The sequence below is a fragment of the Streptomyces solitudinis genome, from assembly GCF_036323765.1.
Taxonomy (GTDB): Bacteria; Actinomycetota; Actinomycetes; order Streptomycetales; family Streptomycetaceae; genus Streptomyces.
In genome coordinates this window covers 281,131-305,181 of the sequence record NZ_JAZDCW010000003.1, presented here as the reverse complement: position 1 = coordinate 305,181, position 24,051 = coordinate 281,131, and the positions used below count along the sequence as shown (strand labels likewise).

Annotated in this window: 20 protein-coding genes and 1 CRISPR repeat array; of the genes, 12 read left to right on the top strand and 8 right to left on the bottom strand. The window is 72.6% G+C overall.

The annotated features are described in order from the left end of the window. Positions 1-6: 6 nt before the first annotated feature. The 5 genes from cas8c to V1J52_RS08880 form a co-directional block, all read right to left on the bottom strand. A complete protein-coding gene (cas8c, locus tag V1J52_RS08900) occupies positions 7-1,806 on the bottom strand; it encodes a type I-C CRISPR-associated protein Cas8c/Csd1 (protein WP_330139103.1) in 1,800 nt (599 codons plus the stop codon). Positions 1,807-1,810: 4 nt separating this feature from the next. Next, positions 1,811-2,575, bottom strand: coding sequence for a type I-C CRISPR-associated protein Cas5c (cas5c, locus tag V1J52_RS08895; protein ID WP_330139102.1), 765 nt, complete (start codon positions 2,573-2,575; stop codon positions 1,811-1,813). A 155-nt stretch (positions 2,576-2,730) separates the two neighbouring features. Further along, entirely contained in the window at positions 2,731-5,061 is a 2,331-nt protein-coding gene (locus tag V1J52_RS08890) for a CRISPR-associated endonuclease Cas3'' (protein WP_330139101.1), read from the bottom strand. A 228-nt stretch (positions 5,062-5,289) separates the two neighbouring features. Continuing rightward, a CRISPR array of direct repeats spans positions 5,290-6,800; the repeat unit is 37 nt; unit sequence GTTGCGATTCTCGGCCGCTCCGGGGAGCGGCCGCCAC. Between the two features lie 201 nt (positions 6,801-7,001). Continuing rightward, positions 7,002-8,297, bottom strand: coding sequence for an SGNH/GDSL hydrolase family protein (locus V1J52_RS08885; protein WP_330139100.1), 1,296 nt, complete (start codon positions 8,295-8,297; stop codon positions 7,002-7,004). Between the two features lie 157 nt (positions 8,298-8,454). Next, positions 8,455-8,919: an ATP-binding protein gene (locus tag V1J52_RS08880; RefSeq protein ID WP_330139099.1), complete on the bottom strand. Its 465-nt coding sequence runs from the start codon at positions 8,917-8,919 to the stop codon at positions 8,455-8,457. Positions 8,920-9,068: 149 nt separating this feature from the next. Between V1J52_RS08880 and V1J52_RS08875 the strand changes: the two genes are divergently transcribed. The 3 genes from V1J52_RS08875 to V1J52_RS08865 all read left to right on the top strand — a co-directional run bounded on the left by V1J52_RS08875 (position 9,069) and on the right by V1J52_RS08865 (position 10,929). Next, entirely contained in the window at positions 9,069-9,944 is an 876-nt protein-coding gene (locus V1J52_RS08875; protein WP_330139098.1) for a helix-turn-helix domain-containing protein, read from the top strand. Between the two features lie 5 nt (positions 9,945-9,949). Next, complete coding sequence (locus tag V1J52_RS08870) at positions 9,950-10,153, top strand: DUF397 domain-containing protein (RefSeq protein WP_330139552.1); 204 nt, start codon at positions 9,950-9,952, stop codon at positions 10,151-10,153. A gap of 272 nt (positions 10,154-10,425) precedes the next feature. Continuing rightward, a complete protein-coding gene (locus tag V1J52_RS08865; RefSeq protein ID WP_330139097.1) occupies positions 10,426-10,929 on the top strand; it encodes an AMIN-like domain-containing (lipo)protein in 504 nt (167 codons plus the stop codon). A 119-nt stretch (positions 10,930-11,048) separates the two neighbouring features. Here V1J52_RS08865 and V1J52_RS08860 read toward each other — a convergent pair whose 3' ends face one another. Further along, positions 11,049-11,861 carry an NAD-dependent epimerase/dehydratase family protein gene (locus V1J52_RS08860; protein WP_330139096.1) on the bottom strand — a complete coding sequence of 271 codons (813 nt, stop codon included), beginning with the start codon at positions 11,859-11,861 and terminating at the stop codon, positions 11,049-11,051. A 102-nt stretch (positions 11,862-11,963) separates the two neighbouring features. Here V1J52_RS08860 and V1J52_RS08855 point away from each other — a divergent pair, with 102 nt between their 5' ends. Beyond that, the gene (locus V1J52_RS08855; RefSeq protein ID WP_330139551.1) at positions 11,964-13,154 is read left to right on the top strand and encodes a hypothetical protein; all 1,191 of its coding nucleotides are present in this window, start codon (positions 11,964-11,966) and stop codon (positions 13,152-13,154) included. Between the two features lie 85 nt (positions 13,155-13,239). After that, a complete protein-coding gene (locus V1J52_RS08850) occupies positions 13,240-13,749 on the top strand; it encodes a peptidoglycan-binding protein (RefSeq protein ID WP_330139095.1) in 510 nt (169 codons plus the stop codon). A 38-nt stretch (positions 13,750-13,787) separates the two neighbouring features. Here V1J52_RS08850 and V1J52_RS08845 read toward each other — a convergent pair whose 3' ends face one another. Both V1J52_RS08845 and V1J52_RS08840 read right to left on the bottom strand, forming a co-directional pair. Continuing rightward, on the bottom strand, positions 13,788-15,131 hold the full coding sequence (locus V1J52_RS08845) for an MFS transporter (RefSeq protein ID WP_330139094.1): 1,344 nt from the start codon (positions 15,129-15,131) through the stop codon (positions 13,788-13,790). After that, a complete protein-coding gene (locus V1J52_RS08840) occupies positions 15,128-15,856 on the bottom strand; it encodes an ArsR/SmtB family transcription factor (RefSeq protein ID WP_330139093.1) in 729 nt (242 codons plus the stop codon). The genes V1J52_RS08845 and V1J52_RS08840 overlap by 4 nt, the downstream gene beginning before the upstream one ends. Before the next feature lie 280 nt (positions 15,857-16,136). Between V1J52_RS08840 and V1J52_RS08835 the strand changes: the two genes are divergently transcribed. From V1J52_RS08835 to V1J52_RS08805, 7 genes are all read left to right on the top strand, one after another. Further along, positions 16,137-16,877 (top strand): GntR family transcriptional regulator, encoded by a 741-nt coding sequence (locus tag V1J52_RS08835; RefSeq protein WP_330139092.1) that lies wholly within the window; start codon positions 16,137-16,139, stop codon positions 16,875-16,877. Between the two features lie 103 nt (positions 16,878-16,980). Next, the gene (locus tag V1J52_RS08830) at positions 16,981-17,892 is read left to right on the top strand and encodes a dihydrodipicolinate synthase family protein (RefSeq protein ID WP_330139091.1); all 912 of its coding nucleotides are present in this window, start codon (positions 16,981-16,983) and stop codon (positions 17,890-17,892) included. 101 nt (positions 17,893-17,993) lie between these two features. Then, the gene (gene araD / locus V1J52_RS08825; protein WP_330139550.1) at positions 17,994-19,718 is read left to right on the top strand and encodes an L-arabinonate dehydratase; all 1,725 of its coding nucleotides are present in this window, start codon (positions 17,994-17,996) and stop codon (positions 19,716-19,718) included. 198 nt (positions 19,719-19,916) lie between these two features. Next, positions 19,917-20,855 (top strand): carbohydrate ABC transporter permease, encoded by a 939-nt coding sequence (locus V1J52_RS08820; protein ID WP_330139090.1) that lies wholly within the window; start codon positions 19,917-19,919, stop codon positions 20,853-20,855. Continuing rightward, positions 20,852-21,775 carry a carbohydrate ABC transporter permease gene (locus tag V1J52_RS08815; protein WP_443075759.1) on the top strand — a complete coding sequence of 308 codons (924 nt, stop codon included), beginning with the start codon at positions 20,852-20,854 and terminating at the stop codon, positions 21,773-21,775. The genes V1J52_RS08820 and V1J52_RS08815 overlap by 4 nt, the downstream gene beginning before the upstream one ends. 55 nt (positions 21,776-21,830) lie before the next feature. Further along, a complete protein-coding gene (locus V1J52_RS08810) occupies positions 21,831-23,015 on the top strand; it encodes a Gfo/Idh/MocA family protein (protein ID WP_330139089.1) in 1,185 nt (394 codons plus the stop codon). Continuing rightward, entirely contained in the window at positions 23,012-23,914 is a 903-nt protein-coding gene (locus tag V1J52_RS08805) for a DUF6807 domain-containing protein (protein ID WP_330139088.1), read from the top strand. Before V1J52_RS08810 ends, V1J52_RS08805 begins: the two co-directional genes overlap by 4 nt. Positions 23,915-24,051 lie beyond the last annotated feature (137 nt).

The following is a 24,051-nucleotide window of genomic DNA, read 5'->3' as shown; positions in this document are numbered from 1 at the left end:
GTGCTGTCAGGCGGCTGGTTCCGGCGGTGTCTCCGGGGTTCCTTCCTGCGACGCCTTCTTGGCTTTCCTGGCTTCCGCGCCCTCGCGGGCGGCGGCGAAGTGCTCGGCGCGCTGGTGCTCGTAGCCAGTGATGAAACGCCCTTGTTCGATGGGGGTGAGGTGCAGGGGCAGGTCGTCGTGGAGCTTCGCGTAGATCTCGGTGATCCGCTTCTCCAGTGAGACGCCAGCGCCCCTGTTGTCGCGCCGCAGCCGCTTGAGGTGCGCGTTCGCGTTGACCCGCAGATGCCTGAGGGTGGCGTTCGGCGCGGTGACGGCCGTGCTGAAGTGCTTGTCGCGCAGGGTGGTGTTGAGGTCGGGCAAGGCTTCGCGCTGGATCTCCTCCAGGACGGCGAAGAGACGGCCGGAGAGGTAGGCGGGGTCGGTGCTGTGCGGGTCCAGAGTCGGCATCACGTGGTTCTCTTCGTCGGCGGAACGGTTGAGGATCAGGCGCAGCAGCGCGATACGCGGAGCGTCGATTCGCCGGTCGGCGTGGATGCGCTGGAGCACCAGGGGCAGCGTGCGGGCGGGCGGGGGGTCGCCACGGAGTGCGGAGCGCAGGAGTTCTGACTCCAGCCCTCGGGGGGCACTGTCGGACGCGTAACGCTCCCCGGTCCAGCGCCCGCAGGACAGCGCCATCTGCCACAGGGGTACGTACCGGGTCCTGTCGTTCCAGCCGTCGTAGACCCCGTGATCCGCGTACCACGCGCCGATACACGTCTTGATCGTGGGGAGGGGCGTGTCGATCCACTCGCGGACGACGAGGCGGGCGTTGTTCAGGCCGAGGGAGAGGCCGTAGAAGTGATCGCTGTCGACACGTGCGGACGTGTGCGGGGACGGCTCGGTGTGCAGGCTGTCGATGAGGTGCGCGATGTCGGCCGGGTCGGGCTGGTCGTCGAAGAACATGGCCAGCACGGATTCGTCGGTGGCCTCTCGGGTCCACCAGAGCAGCACGCCGTCGTCCCGGAAGCGGCGGCAGTGCGTGCTGGAGGCCACGAGGTGGTTGAGAGCCGCCATCATGCGGCCCCCGCAGCGGTAGCAGATGGGGGTGTTGGCGAGCTGGGTGACGCCGCCCCTCCCCTGGGCGGCGGTGTTGACGCTGATCAGCTGGCCTTCGTTGCTGCCGCCGGCGGTCGGGATCGCTCCCTTCTTCACCGGTTCGGGGATCGTGTCGAGCAGACCGGCGTGCTCACCGCAGCTCAGGCACTGCCCCTTCCGTTCCTCGCCGCCTCCTTTGCGTTGCCGTACGACATCGCCCCAGAGCCGCTGGACGGACGGTGTCGTGTGCAGCCAGCGGGAGCCCACCATGAGCGCCACGGTCTCCTTGGCCTCCAGCGTTTCCGGCAACCTCAGATTGGTGATGCCGTCGGCGAGGAAGCGGCGCAGCGCCCCGGCCGCAGGGTCTTCCTCCTCCGCCTCCGCCCACGTCAGTGCCAGCTCCCGGTAGGCGGCGTGCCGTCGGGCCGCCTCCGTCCGGGCCTTGTCACTGATGTGCCCGGCCTGGTCGGCCTTGGGCACGCCAAGGACGAATTCGGCGCTGTCCACCAGCAGGTAGGGAGGCACCTTCGTCCCCGAACGCTGCACGTAGGGGACCTGCTCGACCAGCGCCTCACCACGTTGCCGGGAAGACGTCCGCCGGTCCAGCAGCACGGCGCTCGCGCCGTCTTCGGCGATGTCCAGGACCCAGTGGACCTTCTTGGCGCGGTAGAACTCCGCGGGCAGTTCGTCGGCCACACGGTCGGCGTACTCGTTCAGGCGTTGCACCAGCACGGCGTCATCCCTCCGGGTCCGCGGCCCGCCACGATGCCTGGGGCATGCTGACGGCATCACCGGGCAAGGGCGCCAACGGCACGTCCATGACCCCCTCGGTGAGGCTGGCCCGGAACCACCGGTAGCGCTCTCCCTGGGGCGTGTAGGCGATGGAGTGCAGCATCACGCCCAACTCCTCGGTGCGCGTGATCGGTTTGGCGCTGGAGCTGGCCGGACCGAAGTGGGCGGTGAACTCGCGGCATCCGAAGAAGGGCTGTGAGAAGCAGGCGCCACGCTCCACACGGCGCCGCAACTGCTCGCGGTACTTCTCCTCCGAAACGGGCGGGTGCTGGCCCGATCCGGCCCTGGCCCGCGCCGACACCGCGATCTGGGCATGGATGCGGTAGCGCACGTCCCGCAGCGCCATCGTGCTGCGCTGGTCCCGGTCCGCTTCCACGTCGTACCGCACACGCCGGTCCTTGCTCATGGACTTGATCCGCTGTGGAGTGACGACGGACTGCACCTCGTTGCGCCGGATCCGGTGCCAGTTGATCGGAGCGAGCACTTCGATTCTCCGGATGATGTACTGGAACTCCGGCTTCCAGAAGATCGCACGAAGCAGTCCGTCCGCCGCTGACGGCGTCATCACCTGGTAGCTGACACGCTCCGTCTTCAGCTCCGGCCGCGTGAAGCACGCCAACTCCCCCCACGTCTCCACGACGAGATCGGGAAACGCCCACCCGTCATTCCCACGCCCCTCCCGCCGAGGCGCGGACACGGTGGTATCCATAAACCTGGTTCTCCTTGCCTTTGACCGTCCAGTAACACCCAAAAAGCACTGCGCGGCGTAAGGACGGTAATTGCTTTGTTGAGTGAGCAGCGGAGCTTTTCGCATGGTCATCCTTCGAGCCCTCACAAAGGGCCCCACTGCCGTATGTGCCCGTTTCAGATGACGTAGCCGCCGCGGTCTTCGGGGGTGTTAGCGTCCAGACCGCGTGCCGGATCGTAATGACCGCACCACACCACGAGGTCACCCACGATCGACTCCGCAAGCCCCGACTTCAGGGCATCGGCGACGTCATGACGCGGCAGGACCGCAGTGTGCGGCTGTAGGCGCCGCAGCGGTTCCGGGCCACACGGATATCGACTGCGCAGCGCCTCGATATCCGCCATGATCAAAGCCTTCTGGAGTTCCGTCTTCTCCGGGCGGATGACCACCACCGGTTGCGCGTACCGGTCATCGATCATCTCGAAGGCGTCCGCCACCGCGGGGAAATCCCACCGGCGCCGCATCTGCTGGATCTCCTCCCCCATCGCCCGTCCGTCCGACCCGTGCAGGGCGTAACGCTTCGCGTAGTAGGCCGGAATGGCGTGCAGGTCGTCGGGATAGGCAGTGTCCGGGCCGAAGTGCTCCTCGGTGGCCTGGAGCGCTGCTCTGTAGGACTTGTCCTTCGGCGTACGGCCGTCCTTCGGCCGGAAGACGACGACCGTCCCTCCCCCGGGGATGCGCCCGTCCCGGTTGCACCGCCCCGCTGCCTGCTGCAAGGACTCCGCCGGTGCCCATGCCCGGTACACCCGGGGAAAGTCGATGTCCACGCCGGCCTCGACGAGCGAGGTCGACACGACGTGTACGGCGCGCCCGGCGGCCAGGTCAGCGCGTACCCGTTCGATGACCTCCCGACGGTGCTCGGCTGTCATCCGCGTCGACAGGTGCAGCACCGGAGTGGGCACGCGTGGCCCCGCCGCACTGGACGGGCTCGGAAGCCCCACACCGTCGTGGTCCCAGGTGTGCGCGTCATCCGGGTCGGCGGGTTCGGTGAGCAGTCGGTGCAACCGGGCCGAGTCACCCGTGGTGTTGACGACCGTGAGGACCTGATCGCCGCCCTCGGCAGCGATCTCGTCGGCTATACCTTCCCAGGTGACATCCTCGTCCAACCGCCACGTGTAGTTCACCCGGCCCAGTTCCTTGAACAGTTGCGGGGTGTCCTCGACCATGAGGCGACGCTTCACCGCGCTCATCTGCGGCAGCGACCAGAACTCCGGCTGCGTTGCGGAAGCGAGGACCACGGAGGCACCGAAGTGCTCCACGAGCCCGCGCAGAACGTCCAGCATCGGGATCAGCAGTCGGTCCGGCAGCGCCTGGACCTCGTCCAGCACGATCACGGCCCCGGCCAGCCGGTGGACCTTGCGCATCGCGGACGGACGGCGCGCGAACAGCGACTGGAACAGCTGAACCGTCGTCGTCACCACAACCGGCGCGTCCCAGTTCTCGGCCGCAAGCCGCGCCCAGCGGCCGACGCCGTCCTCGTCGTCCAACCGGACGGAACTGTGGTGCTCCAGCACCACCGGTTCTCCGGCTTCTCCCGGCAACGGGTCCAGCAGGTCCCGGTACACCTGCGCGTTCTGCTGCGTGATGCTGATGTACGGCACGGCGACCACCACACGCTTGAGCCCACGAGCAGCCGCGTGGTGAACCGCGAATCCGCCCGCCGCCATCGTCTTCGCCCCGCCGGTAGGCACGTGCAGCACGTACATCCCCGGTTCCCCAGCCGCGGCGGCGACCGCCTGCTCGTAAACCCGGCCCCGCACCGCGTCCACGGGTGACGCGGGGCGCGTCGCCAGGAACGTCGCACGTCGTTCCTCATATCGCGTGGCCAGAAAGTCCATATCGGCATCGGCCGCGACGTGCGCGGTGGTAGCGGCGAAGTGTGCAGACGTGTCAAGGAAGTCCGCATCCACCAGACAACTGAAGAGCATGCGCACCAGCAGATCCGTCCCCAGCTGGCGTTGCGGAGGGGCGAGGCCCCCGAGCCAGTCCGGCGGCAGGAGCTTTCCGGGCGGACATACTTCAGGGATCAGCTGCTCGACCCTGTCGATCGCCTCACGCGCCGCGTCGGCCTCTTGGCTCTGTCCGCTTAACGCTGCAACGACGTCTTTGACTTTCTGCTGGTCAGGTAACCCGCCGTGGTGTCCTTGCACGGCAGCGGCAAGGGCCCTGCCCGCGAAGCGAGCCGCCAAGTACGTCCCGGCTTCCTTGTGCGGAATCCCCACCGGCTTTCCCGTCGGCTCGGCGTGGTCGATCAGCCTCTTCTGCCAGGCGCAGTGTCCCTTGCCCACGTCGTGCACGAGCGCCAGGTATTCCGCCAGACGTCCGGCGTCGAACACATCTCCGAAACGTCTCGCAAGCGCCGCGGTCCCCCGCAGGTGTTCGTCGAGCCGATGCCGCACACCGGAAACATCGCTCCGGCTGTGCGCATACAGAACACCGTCAGACACAAAGCACCCCTCACCAGGGCGAACTCACTATCCGCCCGACGCAGAGCGACTATATGACTTGGCACCGACACTCACCGGCGCTTCCCTCAAACTGCACCTCCCGAAGCTGCCACCACGGGTCCCAAATGTGACGCAAGGTTCTACTTGTCCCGAAACCGCGTTTTGATCCGTTTCAGGAAGCGGCCACCACCTGGGGAGTACGCGGGACAGCGCCCAGCCGTCGGCGTAGTTGCGATTCTCGGCTGCTCCGGGGAGCGGCCGCCACGCCAGCACACCGGCCCGGTCTTCCTCGGTACGGAAGGCGTTGCGATTCTCGGCTGCTCCGGGGAGCGGCCGCCACGCCAGCACACCGGCCCGGTCTTCCTCGGTACGGAAGGCGTTGCGATTCTCGGCTGCTCCGGGGAGCGGCCGCCACTTCGGCTGACTGATCGGCTTCGCGTCCCAGGCGATCGTTGCGATTCTCGGCTGCTCCGGGGAGCGACCGCCACCGGCGACGCTGGTCGCTGCGCTGCGGTTGCCCGTGTGGTTGCGATTCTCGGCTGCTCCGGGGAGCGGCCGCCACTACTTCCCGTTCAGCTCCATCGAGGAGTGCCAGGCCGCGTTGCGATTCTCGGCTGCTCCGGGGAGCGGCCGCCACCCCTGAGAGCGGGCGAGCCGCCGCAGGGTGCGGGCGACGTTGCGATTCTCGGCCGCTCCGGGGAGCGGCCGCCACCCCGCTCCAGCGCCTGCCGGTCTTCTTCGTGATCCGGTTGCGATTCTCGGCCGCTCCGGGGAGCGGCCGCCACTTCGTCGGAGCCCTTCAGGCTCGTGGCCCAGTCGGCGTTGCGATTCTCGGCCGCTCCGGGGAGCGGCCGCCACCCCAGGGTGTCGCCGCCGGTCTCCGCCAGGGCCAGGTTGCGATTCTCGGCCGCTCCGGGGAGCGGCCGCCACCTCCGCCGCGATCCGCACCGGCCGGACCGAGGAGCTGTTGCGATTCTCGGCCGCTCCGGGGAGCGGCCGCCACGACCTCATCGAGCTGCTGGAGGGACCGCCCGGAGGGTTGCGATTCTCGGCCGCTCCGGGGAGCGGCCGCCACACCTCGCGGCCACCGAGGCCGCCGAGGGCATAGACGGGTTGCGATTCTCGGCCGCTCCGGGGAGCGGCCGCCACCTCCGGGTTCTGCTCCGTGCCCCACGGCACGGGGATGTTGCGATTCTCGGCCGCTCCGGGGAGCGGCCGCCACGTCCGCCAGCCATGCCTCGACGCCGCCATGACCGAGGTTGCGATTCTCGGCCGCTCCGGGGAGCGGCCGCCACCCGCATCGGACGGGCTGCCGTACACCCCGTCGTCGGAGTTGCGATTCTCGGCCGCTCCGGGGAGCGGCCGCCACTCCCCGCAGCCCTGACCACCACCCCCGTCCGACCTCACCGTTGCGATTCTCGGCCGCTCCGGGGAGCGGCCGCCACCACAGGGATGGTCTTCGGCCAGATGGCCAGGGGTGTGTTGCGATTCTCGGCCGCTCCGGGGAGCGGCCGCCACCCGGCGAGCGACTGTTCGCCCGGGGTCTGCTGGTTGTCGTTGCGATTCTCGGCCGCTCCGGGGAGCGGCCGCCACTCGCTCCCGGGTGCTCGACCTGCCCGGCAATTCGGTGTTGCGATTCTCGGCCGCTCCGGGGAGCGGCCGCCACCCGGTAGCCGAGGACGGTCCCTGCCGCATGGCGGGCGTTGCGATTCTCGGCCGCTCCGGGGAGCGGCCGCCACGGTGTTTGACGTGCGCAGGGAACGGTAGCGCATCGTGGTCGGCGAGTAGTTCGGGGCAGCGGATACGGAGCTATCGGACATTCTGCTTCGGTGCGATCCGCGTGTCGTGTGTGTGCTCGGGGTTCCGAAGTGGGCGAGCGGGCTTCGGCGGGGTGGCGGCTTCCGTCGGGCACCGGGCACCGTACCGCGCCGTGCCGGTTCCTACCGGAGCAGGCGGGTGGGGACGGTGGCGGCGAGGAGGTGGTAGCCGTGGGGGTTGAGGTGGAGGTGGTCGCCGGTGTCGGCGGCGGGGCGGAGGCGGTCGGGGTGGGCGGGGTCGCGGATGGCGGCGTCGAAGTCGAGGACGGCGTCGAAGCGGCCGCTGTCGCGTATCCAGGTGTTGACCGTCTGGCGGGTGGCCTCGCGCATCCCTTCGGCGTCGTCGTACATGTCGTTGCCGCCGAACGGGGTGAGGGTGGCGCCGTAGACGCGGATGCCGTGGGCGTGGGCGCGGGTGACGATCTGGTCGTAGGCGGCGATCAGTTGTTCCGCGACGTCCCGCTGGGCGGACGGGGTGGCCGGTGCCGTGCCGATGTCGTTGACGCCTTCGAAGACGATGAGCCATGCGACGCCACTGTGGGCGAGGACGTCGCGGTCGAGGCGGGCCAGCAGGTTCGGGCCGAGGCCGTCGTTGAGGACCCGGTTGCCGCCCGCCGCCTGGTTGAGGACGGCGGTCCGCTGCGGGCCGGGGCGGGCGCGGAGGCGGTCGGCGAGCTGGTCGGGCCAGCGGTCGTTGCCGTTCGTGGTGGAGCCCCGGCCGTCGCTGAGCGAGTCGCCGACGACGACGGCCGCCGCCGTTCCGCGCGGCGCCCGGACCTCGACGCCGCTGAGGAAGTACCAGTGGTCGGTGGGGGTGGCGTCCGGCAGGTCGCCGGCGCGCACGTGGTCGCCGCGCAGGAGGTGGGACGTCGTCCGGGAGCCGGGGTGTGAGGTGATCTCCTCGGACGCCTGGCCGTCGGCGAGGTAGAGCGTCACCGTCAGGTTGGTGCCCGGCCGCACGGGGAGGCGGAGCGGGTCGGAGACGGCCTGGGCTCCGACGGGCACGTTCGTGGACGGCTGTCCCTGGAAGGTGAGCGGGCGGGCGGAGCCGGGTTCGATCGCGGCGGTCCCGGCCCGGCCGTCCAGCGGGCGGGCGACGGACGCGGCGGTGATGGGCAGCGGCGCGCCGCCGAAGGCGTTGGAGAAGCGCAGTCGCAGGTGCTCGCCGCCGACCGTCACGCGGAGCGTCTGGCGCAGCGTGCTGTCGGTCAGGACGCGGCCCTCCTCGGTGAAGGGCTCGGGCGGCATGTTGTGGGGTTCGGTGAGCTGCGGCATGGCCGTCCAGGTGTGCACCCAGTGCTGTCCCCGGCTCCCGGGCTTCTGCCCGCCCGCCGTTCCGAGGGCGGAGGAGGCGGCGACGAGGGCGATGGCGAGCACGCATGCGGCGATCAGGTTGGCGGCCCACGGCAGTCTTCTCACAGCGGTGCGTCCCTTCCCGGCCGTCCCGGTGGCGGTCCGGCTCACCACGGTGCCAGGTGGCTCCGGCGGGGGCAGCCGACGCGTGTCGGGCATCGGCGGGCACGCGTCCGCCGGGCGTCGCGGACTCCCCCGCTCCCCGGCCGCCCTCCCCCGCTCCTCAGCCCCCGGACATCGTGCGGGTGGGAAGGTCGATCTCGGCGACCACGGTCTTGCCGACGGGGACGCGGTCCAGTACGGCCCAACGGTCACAGACGGTCTGCACGATGAGCAGGCCGCGTCCGGAAGTGGAGAGCGGTGACGGCTCGGTCACGTCGCCGGGGGCGGGCGGGCGGCGTTCACCCCGGGTGTCCGACACTTCGACCCGCAGCGTCGAGGGCGAGAGCCCGAGTCGTAGCTCGAAGTCCCGTCCGGGCACGCGGCCGTGTGTGGCGGCGTTCGCGGTCAGTTCGGCGACGAGGAGGGCCGCCGTGTCGGAGAGCGCCGAGCCGTGCGGCACACCCCAGGTGTGCAACTGGTGCAGCGCGAGGTGCCGGGCGAGACGGGCGCCGAGCGGCGTGGAGCTGAATCGCTGGGTGAACACACGTACGGTAACGAGTGTTTGCTGGGTGGTGCGTCGGATCATGACGCCAAGATGGCCCGCGATGCAGGGGTTTCACCAGGTCGGCGCCGCGTACGCAGTGTGAGCGTACGCGGACACCAGGTGGACGGTACTCGTGACGGCGCGTGACGATGACGCGGTCACGCGTGTTACCCAGGCGGAGGTGACGGCACATGGCCGGAGGCACGGGCGGGGCGGATGACGGGACGGGCGCGGACGGGACGTCGACAGGCGGTCGTGGCGAGCCGGGGTCGTCGGACAGTCTGCGGACCTTCGGAGCCGTCGTCCAGGCCCTCCGCGAGCACTCGGGCCTGAGCCGTGGTGACTTCGCCCCGCTGGTGCGGTTCTCCACACACACGGTCGCCTCGATCGAGCAGGGCCGCCGCATGCCGGACCCGGCCTTCGTGGAGCGGGCGGAAGCGGTCCTCGGTGACACGGGCGCCTTGCGGAAGGCCGCCCGGCACCTGACGCGCCAGCCGGGACTGGCCACCTGGTTCCACGCCTGGGCCCGGCGGGAGGAGGAGGCGCTGGCCTTGTGGACGTATGAGTGCCGGGTCGTTCCGGGCCTCTTGCAGACGGAGGCGTACGCCCGCGCGGTGACCGAAAGTGTCCCCCCGGTGAAAGACGAGGAGCAGGTCGACCGTCAAGTGGCCGCCCGGCTGGAGCGCCACGAGCTGTTCGGACGCAGACCGCCTGTCTCGTTCAGCTTCGTCCTGGAGCAAGCCCTGATCGAGCGGCACACCGGAGGGCCTGAAACGACACGGGAGCTGATCGACAACCTGCTTCTGCGCTCGTCCCAGTACAACGTGGACCTCCAGATCATGCCGCTGCGGCAGCCGGACCACGCGGGGTTCGACGGACCGCTGATGCTGCTCGAGACCTTGGAGAACAAGTGGTACGGATACGCGGAGGGACAGCGCGGCGGCATGCTGATCTCCGACCCGAAGGAGGTCAGCATCCTGCTTCAGCGGTATGCAAAACTGCGCTCACAGGCCCTCACCACCGAGGATTCCAGAAGCCTGCTGAAGCGACTGCGAGGAGCGCTGTGAGCGGCATGGACGAGCGGACTTGGCACAGGAGCAGCTACAGCGGGTCCGATGGCGACGCCTGCGTCGAGGTCGCGGCGTGTCCGGTGGCCGTTCACGTGCGGGACTCCAAGGCACTCCAGGGTCCGCAGCTCGCCCTGTCGCCCGCTGCGTGGCGCCGCTTCGTCGCCTACGCGACGGATGACGCGAGTTCCGCTCGCGGTACGCGCTGACCGGCCTGCCCCGGAGTGGCTGCGGCAGTCGGCGTCAACGGTCCCGCTGAGGAGCCGAGCTGCCTGGCAGTGGTACCGCGTTGCGGAAGCGATGGCCCGGAGGCGGGGTTGCGGGGGTGTGGGTGGGTGGGGCAGGTTCGTCTGGTATGTGGCCGGGGACGAGTTCCGCGCCAAGTGGGGGATGGCGTTCCGGGTTCGCACTATGGAACGCACGTGCGAATCCACCTAAGATCATCTTCTCCGGAACCGGAACGAGGAAAGGCCGATCCATCGTGAGAATCCCGCGTGCCGCCCGAGCGCTGACGGCCGCGTGCGCCGCCGCGCTGACGCTCTTCGCCGCTCCGGCCTCCGCGTCCGCAGCCGTCGCCGTCACCGAGCCGACCTGCACGTACACCTGCGTGCTGGACATCCGTACCGCCACGCACCCCGGGTTCGACCGGCTCGTGGTGGACCTGGGTTCCGGTGCTCTGCCGCAGTGGCAGGTGACGACGCAGGACACGCCGTTGCAGGACATGGAGGGACGCACCGTCCCGATCAGCGGTTCGTCCTATCTTCAGCTCGTCCTGAACGGCGCGCAGACCTTCGACACCGATTACGCGAACACGTTCGAGGGACCGCGCCACGAGCAGATTGACCTGCCGACCCTCAAGGGGCACGCGGTGGTGTTCTCGATGGAGAGCGACACCCTGATCGGGCTGGCCGCCGGGGAGTACGCCTCCGTCGAGGTGTTCACGCTGACGGCGCCGAACCGGGTCGTCATCGACCTGCACCGCTGAGTCCGAACCGGCCCCTGCCCCCGACCGCGCCCGGAGCGCGGCCGGGCCTCGCACGGAGCCGGGCCCGCCCGCCCGTGGCCCGCCCGTCCGTGGGGCCACAGCGGGCGGGTCCGGTGCGTTCAGGGGGCCGGGGCGGTGGTGAAGTCGCCGCCGAGACGGGTGTGGGCCGGGTCGTCGGGGCGGAGGTCGCCGTGTTCGGCAAGGAGGCGGGCCGCGTAGGGCTCGGAGTCGTCCTGCGGCGTGTAACCGAGGGCGCGGGCGGAGGCCAGGTCCCACCACAGGCGGGTGTTGGCGGAGCTGCCGTAGACGACGGTGTGGCCGACGCCTTCGGCGGTGAGGGCCGCGTGCAGCAGGCGGGCGGCGTCGGCCGGGCTCAGCCAGGTGGAGAGCATCCGCACGGTGGTGGGTTCGGGGAAGCAGGAGCCGATGCGGACGGAGACGGTCTCCAGGCCGTGCCGGTCCCAGTAGAGCTGGGCCAGGTCCTCGCCGAAGTTCTTGGACAGGCCGTAGAAGGTGTCGGGGCGGTGCGGGGTGTGGACGGGGATCAGCGGGTCGCCGTCGCCGGGGCGCGGGGTGAAGCCGACGGCGTGGTTGCTGGAGGCGAAGACGACGCGGCGGACACCCTCTGCGAGGGCCGCTTCGTAGAGGTGGTAGGTGCCCTCGATGTTCGCCCGGAGGATCTGCTCGAAGGGGGCTTCGCCGGAGATCCCGGCGAGGTGGACGACGGCGTCCGTGCCGCGTACGGCCTCGCGCAGGGCCGCGCGGTCCGCGAGGTCGGCGGTGACGACCTCCTCGTCCGGTCCGGCGCCGCCCGGCACGGGGGCCACGTCGAAGAGGCGCAGGGCGTAGCCGTAGGGGGGCAGCAGGTCGCGCAGCAGGGTGCCGAGGCCGCCGGCGGCGCCGGTGAGCAGGATGGTGCGCGGGGTGGGCATGACGGTCTCCTCGGGGTGCCTTGACCGGGGTGGGGCGCCGGCCTAATGTAAGCGCTTTCTGCGACCCGGGAAAGGGTCGGCTCCAACGATCCGGGGGTGCGGGTGAAGGCGTCGGCGTTCGTCTATCCATGGGACGTCGTCGGTGATCCGGCGGCACCCGGGCGGCTCGCGGCCCTGGGGGTGCGGCAGGCGACGCTCGCCTCCGCCTACCACTCCACCCGCGCGCTCACCCCGCGCCATCCCCGGCACCGCGTGGTGACGGCCGAGTACGCGGCGGTGCTGTATCCGGTGGACGAACGGCGCTGGGCGGGACGGGAGCTGCGTCCGTACGCCGCCGGGGCGTGGGCGCCCGCCGCCGACGACCCGTACGGGACGGCCGCCACCGCGCTCGCCGGTGCGGGCCTGGACGTGCACTCGTGGGTCGTCCTCGCGCACAACTCCCGGCTGGGCGCCGAGCATCCGCGGACGTCCGTGGTCAACGCCTACGGGGACCGCTACCCGTGGGCGCCCTGCATCGGGCAGCCGGAGGTGGTGGCGTACCTGGCCGGCCTCGCCGCCGAGGCGGCCGTGCGGCCGGGGGCGTCCGGCACGGAGCTGGAGTCCTGCGGCTGGTACGGCCTCGCCCACCTGCACGCGCACGACAAGACGGGCGGCGTCCCGCTGGGCGACGCGGCCCAGTACCTGATGTCGCTGTGCTTCTGCCCGTCCTGCCGCGCGGGGTACGCGGACGCCGGGCTGGACGCGCGGGAGCTGGGCGAGGCCGTGCGGCGCGCGCTGGAACCGGTGTGGTCGGGCGGCGATCCGGGGGACGGCGGCTGGGCCGCGGTGGAGCGGCTGCTCGGCGCGGAGCCGGCCGCCGCGTCGCTGGCCTGGCGGCTGCGTGCCGCACGGCGTCTCCAGGAGGCGGCCGTCTCGGCCGTGCGGGCCGCCGCGCCGCCCGGTTTCCGGGTGCTGCTCCACGCCGACCCGGTGCCGTACCGCTGCGGGGCGAACGCGGGTGTCGATCCGGCACACGTCCTGACGGTGGCGGACGGGGTGGTGCTGCCCTGCACCGGTGGGGCGGCGGCGCGGGAGGCGGTGCTGACGCCGTTCGCCGCGCACCGCCGGGCGGAGTCGGTGCTCGCGGCCAATCTCACCGTCGTGTCGGGGATGGGCGGCAGTCCCGGCACGCTGGCCCGGGACGCGGCGCACGCGGCGTCGCTGGGCGCCACCGAACTGCGCCTGTACCACGCCGGGCTGGCCTCGGACGCCGATCTCGCCGCCGCGGCGGCCGTGCTCGCCGCGCCGTCCTGAGCCGCCCCGCCCGGCGGGTTCCGTCCCGTACGTGCCCCTGGAAGACTCATCGGTGTCACGACCAACGGGTTGAAGGGGGAAGCGAGTGCGATCACGCGTCAGGGCAAGGAAGCTCGTCGGAGCCGCCGCCGTCCTCGGCATCGCCGCCGGGAGCCTGGCGACCGCGGGCACCGGTTCCGCGGCGGCCGGACCGGTGGCGGCCGGACCAGTGGCGGCCGGACCGGTGGCGGAACCGGCCGTGCACGGCGGGGACGTCAGCACGCTCGTGACGAACAACCTCGGCCTGCACCCCTCGCAGGCCGTGAACGTCCAGTACTGGCTGAGGAAGCACTGGAATTACCACGACACGGTCGACGGACTGCTCGGCCCCAACAGCTGGAAGGCGATCCAGCGTGCCCTCAGGGTGCACTGGGGGTACAACGGCGCGGTCGACGGTGACCCCGGCGTCAACACGATCATGGCGTTGCAGCGCCTGCTCAGAGCGGGCCACGGCTACGGCGGTCAGATCGACGGCGACCCCGGGCCGCGCACCCAGACCGCGTTCGCGCATTTCGCCACCGTGGCTCTTACCACCCGGCCCAACGGACTCCGTTAGGGCGCGCCGGGCTCCGGCCGCGTCACCGGCCCGCTGGCTCAGCACGCCCGGCCGGTGGCCGCGGCCTCGCGGCGAGGGGGCGCCCCGGTTCCGGCCGCCGGGGGCGCGGGCCGGGTGCGGCGGGTCCACAAAAGGGTTCCGGCCAGCAGGACGCCGGCGCCGAGCAGCCAGCGCGACGGCCCCGGCGGGAGGATTCCGGCGGCCAGGCCCGTCAGGGCCCCGGCCAGTTGCAGCAGGAGGGACTGGAGGGAGAGCGCGGTCGCGCGGCGCGTGCCCGGCACCCGGCGGTGCAGGAGTTCGTTCTCGCTCGGCCCGGCCGCGCCGAGCCCGAGGTAGACCAGGCCGTAGCCGAGGGCCGCGAGGACCGTCGGGAGGGTGCCCGTGGACGCCGCCGTGCCGCCGAGCAGCAGCAGGCCGCCCGCACTGGCGCCGAGGCCGACGAGGACCGCGCGTTCGCCGCTGCCCGCGAGCCGCGCGGTGAGCGGTGCGAGGTGGCTGCCGATGCCGGAGCAGGTGAAGCCCGCGCAGGCGACGGCGGCGAAGAGCACGGCGCCCGACGCCGGGGTGCCGGTGAGGTGGGCGGCGCGGCCGGGGGTGAGCAGTTCGATGGTGGCCAGGGCGCCTCCGGCGGCGCCTGCGGTGAGGAGCAGGCGGCGTACCAGCGCGTCGTGTCCGCCGAGCCGCAGTCCGTCCCTGACGGTGGCGGGTACGCCGCGCAGCACGTCGCGCAGGGCGGTCGCCGGGCGGGGCGGTTCGTGCAGGGCGGTGAGGACGTACCAGACGAAGACGGCCTCGACGGCCGCGCCCAGCAGCAGCGGCGTGGACAGGGGGAGGACCAGGCCGGACGTCGCCTGGCCGAGCCGGGCGCCGAGGTCGGGGCCGAGGGCGAGGAGCCAGGGCAGACCGCCGCCGAGGAGGGTGCCGGCGGCGAGGGCGGCGGAGGTCGCGGAGGAGCCGCGGGCCAGTCCGGTGCGCAGTCCGGCGTCGGGGCCGGAGCGGGCCTGGACGGTGTCGACGTACCAGGCTTCGGCGGGGCCGCTGGAGAGGGCGCGGCCCGCGCCCATGAGGGCCGTGCCCAGGGCGAGGGTCCACGCGGTGGTGCCCAGGGCCTGGAGGGTGAGGGCGGTGAGGTTGAGCAGGCCCGCGGCGGCCAGGACGGTGCGGCGCCCGAGGACGTCGGACAGTCCTCCGGTGGGCAGTTCCAGCACGGCGGCGGTGAGGGAGTGCGCGGCGAGGAAGCCCGCGATGGCGGCCAGGGCCATGCCGCGTTCGGTGAAGAGGAGGACGAGGGGGGCGATGGCCAGTCCCGCCGGGAGCCAGAAGAGGACGCAGACGGTGACGTAGCGGCGGCGTGCGGTGCGTTCGTCCGGCCCTCCGGTCACGGCGCGTCCTTCGTGGTGCCCGGTCCGGCGTCGGCCCCGGCGGCTCCCGTCTCCGCCTGCGCCACCGCCTCCGCGTGCGCCCCCGTCCGCGCCCTGTCCTCCGCCCGTGCGTCCGCGTCCGTGTCCGGGTCCGCCGCGGGGGGCCGGGGCGCCAGGGGGAGCCCGGCGGCGAGGAGCATGACCTGCGCGGCGCGCGGGTCCCCGGCGTCGCGGGCGGACAGGTCCGCCAGCGTGCGGTCGAGCACCTGCCACAGCTCGGTCAGCGACTCCGGCGTGAGCCGGTGCATCAGGTCGCTGATGCCCGACGGCTCCAGCCACTCCTCCGCCAGCCGCCCTGCGGCGGTGTCGGCCTCGTAGCGGGCGAGGGATTCGGCCAGGTGCTCGACCTGCCGCCTGCGCAGGGAGCTGACGAGGGCCCGGCTGCCTGGTGACGCCTCCATGGCGCGGTTGTCCCACGAGGTCACCTGGTGGACCGACCGCCAGCGGCGCTCGCGTCCGTCTCGGTGCTCGGCCTCGTCGACGAAGGCGTGCCGGGCCAGGACGCGCAGGTGGTAGCTGGTGGAGGCGGAGGACTCACCGGTGGCGGCGGCGAGTTCGCTCGCCGTGGCGGGGCCGCCTTCCCGCAGCAGTCCGAGCAGCCGGATGCGCAGGGGGTGGGTGAGGGCCTTGAGGGCTGCCGCGTCCCGCTCGGGGTCGAGGACGCGGACCTGCTCTTCGCTGGTCATGGCGGGAGCGTAGGACGACTCCGGGCTTCTGCAAAACTATTTTTGCAGAATTTTCTTGGGAGAACTTCGCGGGCGGCGCGGAGCCGCCGCATCCCGGGAACGCCGCACCCGCGGACGGCCCGCTTCCCCGGTCACCACCCCGGGTCCCGCCCGCCGCCCGGAGGCCGTCCGAAGTTCTTCTGCGCGAAGCATTGACCCGGGCCGCGAGCGGTTCTAACTTCATCGCGTCGTACTTCGTACGTCATATATGAGACGTCATACGTCAGATATGGAAGCATCCATGGCCTTCGCCCCCAGCCCGATCCCCTCCCGCACCCAGTACGTGCTCGACGCGATCAAGCACGGCATCCTGACCGGGCAGCTCGTGCCGGGCCAGGCGCTGGTGGAGGCCGAACTCGCCGCCCGGTTCGGCGTCTCGAAGACACCGGTGCGCGAGGCGCTCAAGACGCTGGCCGGTACCGGGCTCGTCGTGATGAGCCAGTACAAGGGCGTCACCGTGCGCGAGGTGGACGCGACGATGGCGCGGGAGGTGTACGACGTCCGGCTGCTCCTCGAACCGGAGGCGCTGCGCCGGACGGTGGGGCGCGGGGCGGCGCTGGAGGCGGCCCGCGAGGCGCTGGAGCGCGCGGACACCGCCGACGACCAGGCCGAACGCAGCCTGGCCAACCGGGACTTCCACCGCTCCCTGTACGCGCCGTGCGGGAACCCGCTGCTGTGCCGGATGCTCGACGAGGTCCGCGACCAGGCGGCGCTCGTCTCGGCCGTCGGCTGGCAGGTCGTCGCCTCCTGGGAGCGGGAGGCCGCCGAGCACCGGGAGATCCTGCGCCTCGCGCTCGACGGGGACGCGGCCGGGGCGGCGCGGGCGCTGTACGACCACATCGCCTCCTTCGTCCGCCGCGCGTACCCGGACGAGGACGGCCCCGGGGCGGACCTGGAGGGAACACCCGCCAGCGGCCTCGGAAACGACCACATCGGCAGCAACGGCCACAGGGGCCACGACGGAAGCGGAGGCGCGCGGTGACGGGGACGGAAACGGGGACGGTACGGAACCGGCGGGGAGCCGGGCGGCCGGAACGCGCCGGCCACCGGGACGGCGGCCGGACACGGACGAAGGGGCAGCGCTGATGGCGCACGTGGACCACACCTCCCACCGGGCGGCGCTCGCCGACGTGGTCGCCATTCCGGTGACCCCGTTCGGCGCCGACGGCGGCATCGACCCCGGCGCGCACCGCGCGGTGCTGCACCGGCTGCTGGACGCGGGGGTGCGCACGCTCACCCCCAACGGCAACACCGGCGAGTTCTACGCCCTCACGCCCGAGGAACGCCGCACCGTCACCGAGGTGACCGTCGCGGAGGCGGCGGGCCGGGCGACCGTGGTCGTCGGCGTCGGGCACGACGTGCCGACCGCCGTCGCCGCCGCCCGGCACGCCAGGGACGCGGGCGCCGGGCTGGTGATGGTCCACCAGCCCGTGCACCCCTACGTGTCGCGGGACGGCTGGATCGGCTACCACCGCGCCGTGGCCGAGGCCGTCCCGGAGCTGGGCGTCGTGCCCTACATACGCAACCCGCACCTGGCGGGCGAGGCGCTCGCCGAGCTGGGCGAGGCGTGCCCGAACGTCATCGGGGTCAAGTACGCCGTCCCCGACGCGGTGCACTTCGCCGCCTTCGCCCGGGACGCGGGCCTGGAGCGCTTCGTGTGGGTCGCGGGGCTGGCCGAGCTGTACGCCCCCGCGTACTTCGCCTGCGGCGCGACGGGCTTCACCTCGGGGCTGGTCAACGCGGCCCCGGCCGTCTCGCTGGGCATGCTCGGGGCGCTGCGGGCCGGTGACTATCCGGCGGCCATGAAGCTGTGGGCGCAGATCAGGACGTTCGAGGAGCTGCGCGCCGAGCGGCAGTCCGCCGACAACGTGAGCGTCGTGAAGGAGGCGCTGGCCCTGCTCGGGCTGTGCCGCCGCGACGTGCGTCCGCCCAGCCACGAGCTGACCGCGGACCGCAGGGACGCGGTCGCCGCGCTGGTGGCGGGGTGGACGGCGTGAGGCCGGACGAGCGGGGAGCCGCCGCGGCCGGGCGGCCACAGGACGGGCAGCAGACCGGACAGCCGGACGGGCAGTCCCAGGGCGGGCAGCCGGACGGGCGGCTGCGGCCCGAGGAGCTGCGCAGCCACCAGTGGTACGGGGAGTCGCTGTCCTCGGGGCTGCGCACCTTCAGCCACCGCGCCCGCACCCGGCAGCTCGGCTACCTGCCGCAGGAGCACCTAGGCAAGCCCGTCGTCGCGGTGCTCAACACGTGGTCCGACATCAACCCCTGCCACGTGCACCTGCGGGAGCGCGCCCAGGCCGTCAAGCGCGGGGTGTGGCAGGCGGGCGGGTTCCCGCTGGAGTTCCCCGTCTCGACGCTGTCGGAGACGTTCCAGAAGCCGACGCCGATGCTGTACCGCAACCTCCTCGCCCTGGAGACGGAGGAGCTGCTGCGCTCCTACCCGGTGGACGGCGCGGTGCTGATGGGCGGCTGCGACAAGTCCACGCCCGCTCTGCTGATGGGCGCCGCCAGCGCCGACGTGCCCGCCGTGTTCGTGCCCGCCGGGCCGATGCTGCCCGGGCACTGGCGCGGCGAGGTGCTCGGCAGCGGGACGGACATGTGGAAGTACTGGGACGACAAGCGGTCCGGGCTGATCGGCGACTGCGAGCTGTCGGGGCTGGAGAGCGGGCTGGCCCGCTCCCCCGGCCACTGCATGACGATGGGCACCGCCTCGACGCTGACCGCCGCCGCCGAGGCGCTCGGTGTGACGCTGCCCGGCGCCTCGTCCATCCCGGCCGTCGACTCCGGGCACGAGCGGATGGCCGCCGCCGCCGGGATGCTGGCCGTCGACCTGGCGTGGCGGGACCTGCGGCTCTCGCGCGTCCTGACGCGGGAGGCGTACGAGGACGCGGTCGCCACCGTGCTGGCGCTGGGCGGTTCCACCAACGCGGTCATCCACCTGATCGCCATGGCCGGGCGTTCCGGAGTCGCGCTGAGCCTGGACGACTTCGACCGGATCGCGCGCACCGTGCCCGTCCTGGCGAACGTCCGTCCCGGCGGCACGTACCTGATGGAGGACTTCCACTTCGCGGGGGGCCTGCCCGGCTTCCTGTCCCGCCTGACGGACGTGCTGCACCTGGCCCGGCCCACCGTCGCGCACGCCACGCTGCGCGAGCAGATCGACGGCGCCCGGGTGGAGGACCCGGAGGTGATCCGCCCGCGTGAGCGGCCGGTCGCCCCGGAGGGCGGCGTGGCCGTGCTGCGCGGCAACCTGTGCCCCGACGGAGCGGTGATCAAGCACATCGCCGCCGAGCCGCACCTGCTGCGGCACACCGGTCCCGCCGTGGTGTTCGACGACTACCGCACGCTCCAGCGCACCATCGACGACCCGGCGCTGGGCATCACCGCCGACAGCGTCCTGGTGCTGCGCAACGCCGGGCCCAAGGGCGGCCCGGGGATGCCCGAGTACGGCATGCTGCCGATCCCGGAGTACCTGCTCAAGCAGGGGGTGCGGGACATGGTCCGCATCTCCGACGCCCGGATGAGCGGGACGAGTTACGGCGCGTGCGTGCTGCACGTGGCGCCCGAGTCGTACGTCGGTGGCCCGCTCGCCCACGTCCGCAGCGGGGATCTGGTCACCCTCGACGTCCCGGCCCGCACGCTGCGCCTGGAGGTGACGGACGAGGAGCTGGAGCGGCGCCGCGCGGAGTGGACGCCGCCGCCCGCCCACTGGGAGCGCGGCTACGGCGCCCTCTACCAGGAACACGTCACCCAGGCCGACACCGGCTGCGACTTCGCCTTCCTCGCCCGGCCGGGGACGGTGCACGAACCGAACGCGGGCTGACGCCCGGCCGGCGCCCGGTCCGCGGCGAGCGGCACTCACGCACTCCCCCGCCCGCGCGCTCCCCCCGCCCGGCACACCCCGCACCCGCAACTCGCACCCGCACACGCACCCGCGTGAGGCGCACCGTCCCACGCACCCCCGACAGCAAGCGCTTTCTGCCGACGGGACCCGGTGCGCGACCCAGAACGGAGACAGGTCATGGCCCCATCCGCAGCCGTGGCGAAGACACCACCCCGGCCCCCGGGGCGGCACAGGACGGCCACCGCCCCCCGGCGGCTGCCCTACCTGCTGATCGCCCCGGCCGCGCTGCTCATGCTGGGCTTCATCGCGTACCCGGTGCTCAGCGTCTTCTACTACAGCCTTCAGCACTACAACGTCACCAAGCCCTGGCGGAACGGCTTCGCGGGCCTGGACAACTTCACCCGCATCTTCACCGACGACCCGCTGTTCACCGACTCGCTGGTCTTCACGGCGAAGTGGGTCGTCACGGAGGTGTCGCTCCAGCTCGTCTTCGGCCTGGCGCTGGCCCTGATCGTCAACCAGACGTTCATCGGCCGCGGCATCGCCCGCGCACTCGTCTTCTCCCCCTGGGCCGTCTCCGGCGTCCTCACCACGACGATCTGGATGCTGCTCTACAACTCCTCGACGGGCGTGAGCCGCTACCTCGCCGACGCGGGCATCGGCTCGTACGGCACCTCGGTGCTCTCCGACACCGGCACCGTGTTCTGGGCCGCCGTCCTCGCCGAGCTGTGGCGCGGTGTGCCGTTCTTCGCCATCCTCATCCTCGCCGACCTCCAGTCCATCCCGAAGGACCTGTACGAGGCGGCGTCGGTGGACGGCGCCGGGCGGATGCGGCAGTTCGTGCACATCACCCTGCCGCACCTCAAGGACGCCATCATCCTGTCCACGCTGCTGCGGGCGGTGTGGGAGTTCAACAACGTCGACCTGCTCTACACGCTCACCGGCGGCGGCCCGGCCGGCGTCACCACCACCCTGCCGCTGTACGTGGCGAACACCGGGATCGAGGGGCACGACTTCGGCTACGCCTCCGCGCTCACCACCGTGGCGTTCGTGATCCTCCTCTTCTGCTCCATCCTCTACCTGCGCCTGAGCAAGTTCGGAGGCGACTCCAAGTGACCGCCACGCTCACCGGGAACACCCGCAGCGGCAAGGACGCCCGCCGGGGCCCTGGCCCCGGCCGCGTCACCGTGCCACCGCGCCGCCCCCACCGCCGCCGGGGCACCGGGCTGGAGGAGGTGCCGCGCTGGCAGATCTACCTGCCGCTGGGCCTCTACCTGCTGTTCACGCTCGTCCCCTTCTACTGGATGCTGCTCTTCGCCGTGCGGCCGGCCGGCTCGACGTCGCTGGTGCCGTGGCCGGTGACCACGGAGCACTTCGACAAGGTCTGGAACGAGCGCAACTTCGACGTCTTCTTCATGAACAGCATGCTGGTCGGCCTCGCCACGCTGGTGGCGACCACGCTGGTCGCGCTGTGCGGCGGCTACGCGCTGGCCCGCTTCCGCTTCCGGTTCCGCAACGGCTTCATGCTGGCGCTGCTGTGTTCGCAGTTCATCCCCGGCGCGCTGATGCTGGTGCCGCTGTTCGAGATCTTCCGGAACCTCCAGATGATCAACTCGCTGGGCAGCGTCATCATCGCCGAGACGGTCTTCCAGCTCCCGCTGTCGATCATCCTGATCAGCGGGTTCATCAAGAACGTGCCGGTCTCCCTGGAGGAGGCCGCCTGGGTGGACGGCTGCTCGCGGCTGCGGGCGTTCGCCGCCGTGGTGCTGCCGCTCCTGCGGCCCGGACTGATCGCGGTGGGCTCGTTCGCCTTCGTGCACAGCTGGAACCACTTCCTGTTCGCCCTGATGTTCCTCAGCCAGCAGGACAAGCAGACCGTCCCCGTCGGCCTGAACACCCTCATCGGGGCCGACAGCGTGGACCTCGGCGCGCTCGCCGCCGGCGGCGTCGTGGCGGCCGTGCCCGTCGTGATCATCTTCGCCTTCATCCAGAAGTGGCTGATCACCGGCTTCAGCGCGGGCGCGGTCAAGGGCTGACCCCGCCCGCCGCCCGGCCATCCCCCGCTCCCCGTACGGCCAAGGAGAACCACAGATGAGTGCTCCGCACCCCACCGAGCCACCCACCGGGACGCCGCCCGTGCGCGTCGTCCTCGCGGGCGCACGCGGCCACGGCCGGTGGCACCTGGAGAACGTCCGCCGCCTGGAGGAGGCGGGACGGGTCCGGCTCGTCGGCGTCTGCGAGCTGACGCCGCTGGAGGCCGGCGAGCTGGCCGGTCCCCCGGTCGCGCAGTCCGCCGACTTCGCCGCCCTGCTGGAGTCCACCGGCGCCGAGGCCGCCGTCGTGTGCACGCCGATCCAGGCCCACGCCCCGATGGCGGTGGCCGCCGCCGAACGCGGGGTGCACCTGCTGCTGGAGAAGCCGCCCGCGGCGACGCTGGCGGAGTTCACCCGCATCGCGGACGCGGCGCGCGGCGCGGGCACCGCCTGCCAGATCGGCTTCCAGTCCCTCGGCTCGCACGCGGTGGCCGCCGTCCGCGAACTGGCCGGCTCCGGGGCGATCGGCGCGGTCACGGGCGTCGGCGCGGCCGGCGCGTGGGCCAGGGACGAGGCGTACTGGTCGCGCGCCCCCTGGGCGGGACGGCGGCGGCTGGGCTCACGGGACGTGGTCGACGGCGTCCTGACGAACCCGCTCGCGCACGCCGTGGCCACCGCGCTGGCCCTGGCGGGCGGCGAACGCGCCGAGGACGTCACCGACGTGCGGGTGGAGCTGCTGCGCGCCAACGACATCGAGGCGGACGACACCTCCTGCGTCCGCATCCGCACGGCGGCCGGGGTGCCCGTCGTCGCCGCGCTGACCCTGTGCGCCGAACAGCCGGGCGAGCCGTACGTCGTGGTGCACGGCGAGCGGGGGCGGATCACGTTCTGGTACAAGCAGGACCGCGTCCGGCTGGAGCGGGCGGGCCACGAGGCGGAGGAGACCGTCCACGGCCGCACCGACCTGCTGGAGAACCTCGTCGCGCACCTGCGGCAGGGCGCGGATCTGCTGGTGCCGCCCGAGCGGACGGGCGGCTTCATGCGGCTGCTGGAGGCCGTGCGGCTGGCGCCCGCGCCCCGGCCGCTGCCCGCGTCCGCCGTCCGCGTCGTGCACGACGGGCCCGCGCCGCGCCGCGTCGTGCCCGGCGTCGAGGCGCTGGTGGCGTCGAGCGCGCAGAACCTGCGGCTGTTCTCCGAGACGGAGACGCCCTGGTCCTCGCCCACCGCGGTGGGTGCGCCGTGACGGCCCCGGCGGCGGACCCGCTGCTCGAACTGGCCTGCGCCGGGCGCACCGTCGCGCGGTACCGCTCCGGCACCGGGCTGCCGCACCGCCTCGCGCCCCGCCCGTACCTGCACCCGGTGACGACGCTGGGCGGCGTCACCGTCACCGAGGAGCGGCCCGAGGACCACCTGCACCACCTGGGCGTCTCGGTCACCGTCGCCGACGTCGCGGGGTACAGCTTCTGGGGCGGACGCACCTTCGTGCGGGACCGGGGGCCGGTGGAGCTGGACAACCACGGGACGCAGCGCCACACCGGCTGGCTGCGGCACGGCCCGGACCACTTCACCCAGGAGCTGGCCTGGGAGGCCGGCGGTACCGAGCTGCTCCGGGAGCGGCGCACGGTGGCCGCGGTGGCGCTGCCCGCGACGCCGCTGTCCCCGGCCGCCTGGGCGCTGGACGTGGAGTGCGCGCTGAGCGGCGCGGCGGACGTACCGGTGCGCATCGGCAGCCCCGCCACCAACGGACGTCCCGGCGCGGCCTACGGGGGCTTCTTCTGGCGCGCGCCGAAGGAGGCGGCACCGCCCCGGGTGTTCACCGCGGACGCCGAGGGCGAGGACGCCGTGCACGGGACCCGCGCCGGCTGGCTGGCCCTGGCCGGGGACGGCTGGACGCTGGTGTTCGCCGCGGCGGACGCGGCCACCCGTGCCGACCCCTGGTTCGTGCGGGCGGCGGAGTACCCGGGCGTCGGCTCCTCGCTCGCGTCCGCCCGTCCCCTGACGGTCCCACCGCGCGAGGCGGTGGTGCGCCGGATCGTCACCGTCGTCGCCGACGGCCGTCTGGACCGGGAGGCCGCCGCCGCGCTGGCCGGCGCGGCGACGGGCGCCCGGCGTCCCACGGAGCCGCCCGCGGACGGCACCTGACCCCCACCGCCGGTACCCCCGGCGCCCACCGGCAGCCCCCGGCCGCACCCCGGACGGCAGCACGGCAGCACGGAAACAGCGACACAGCGGAACAGCACACGCGGCACCGGCCGGATCACGGCAGGACCCGGATCACG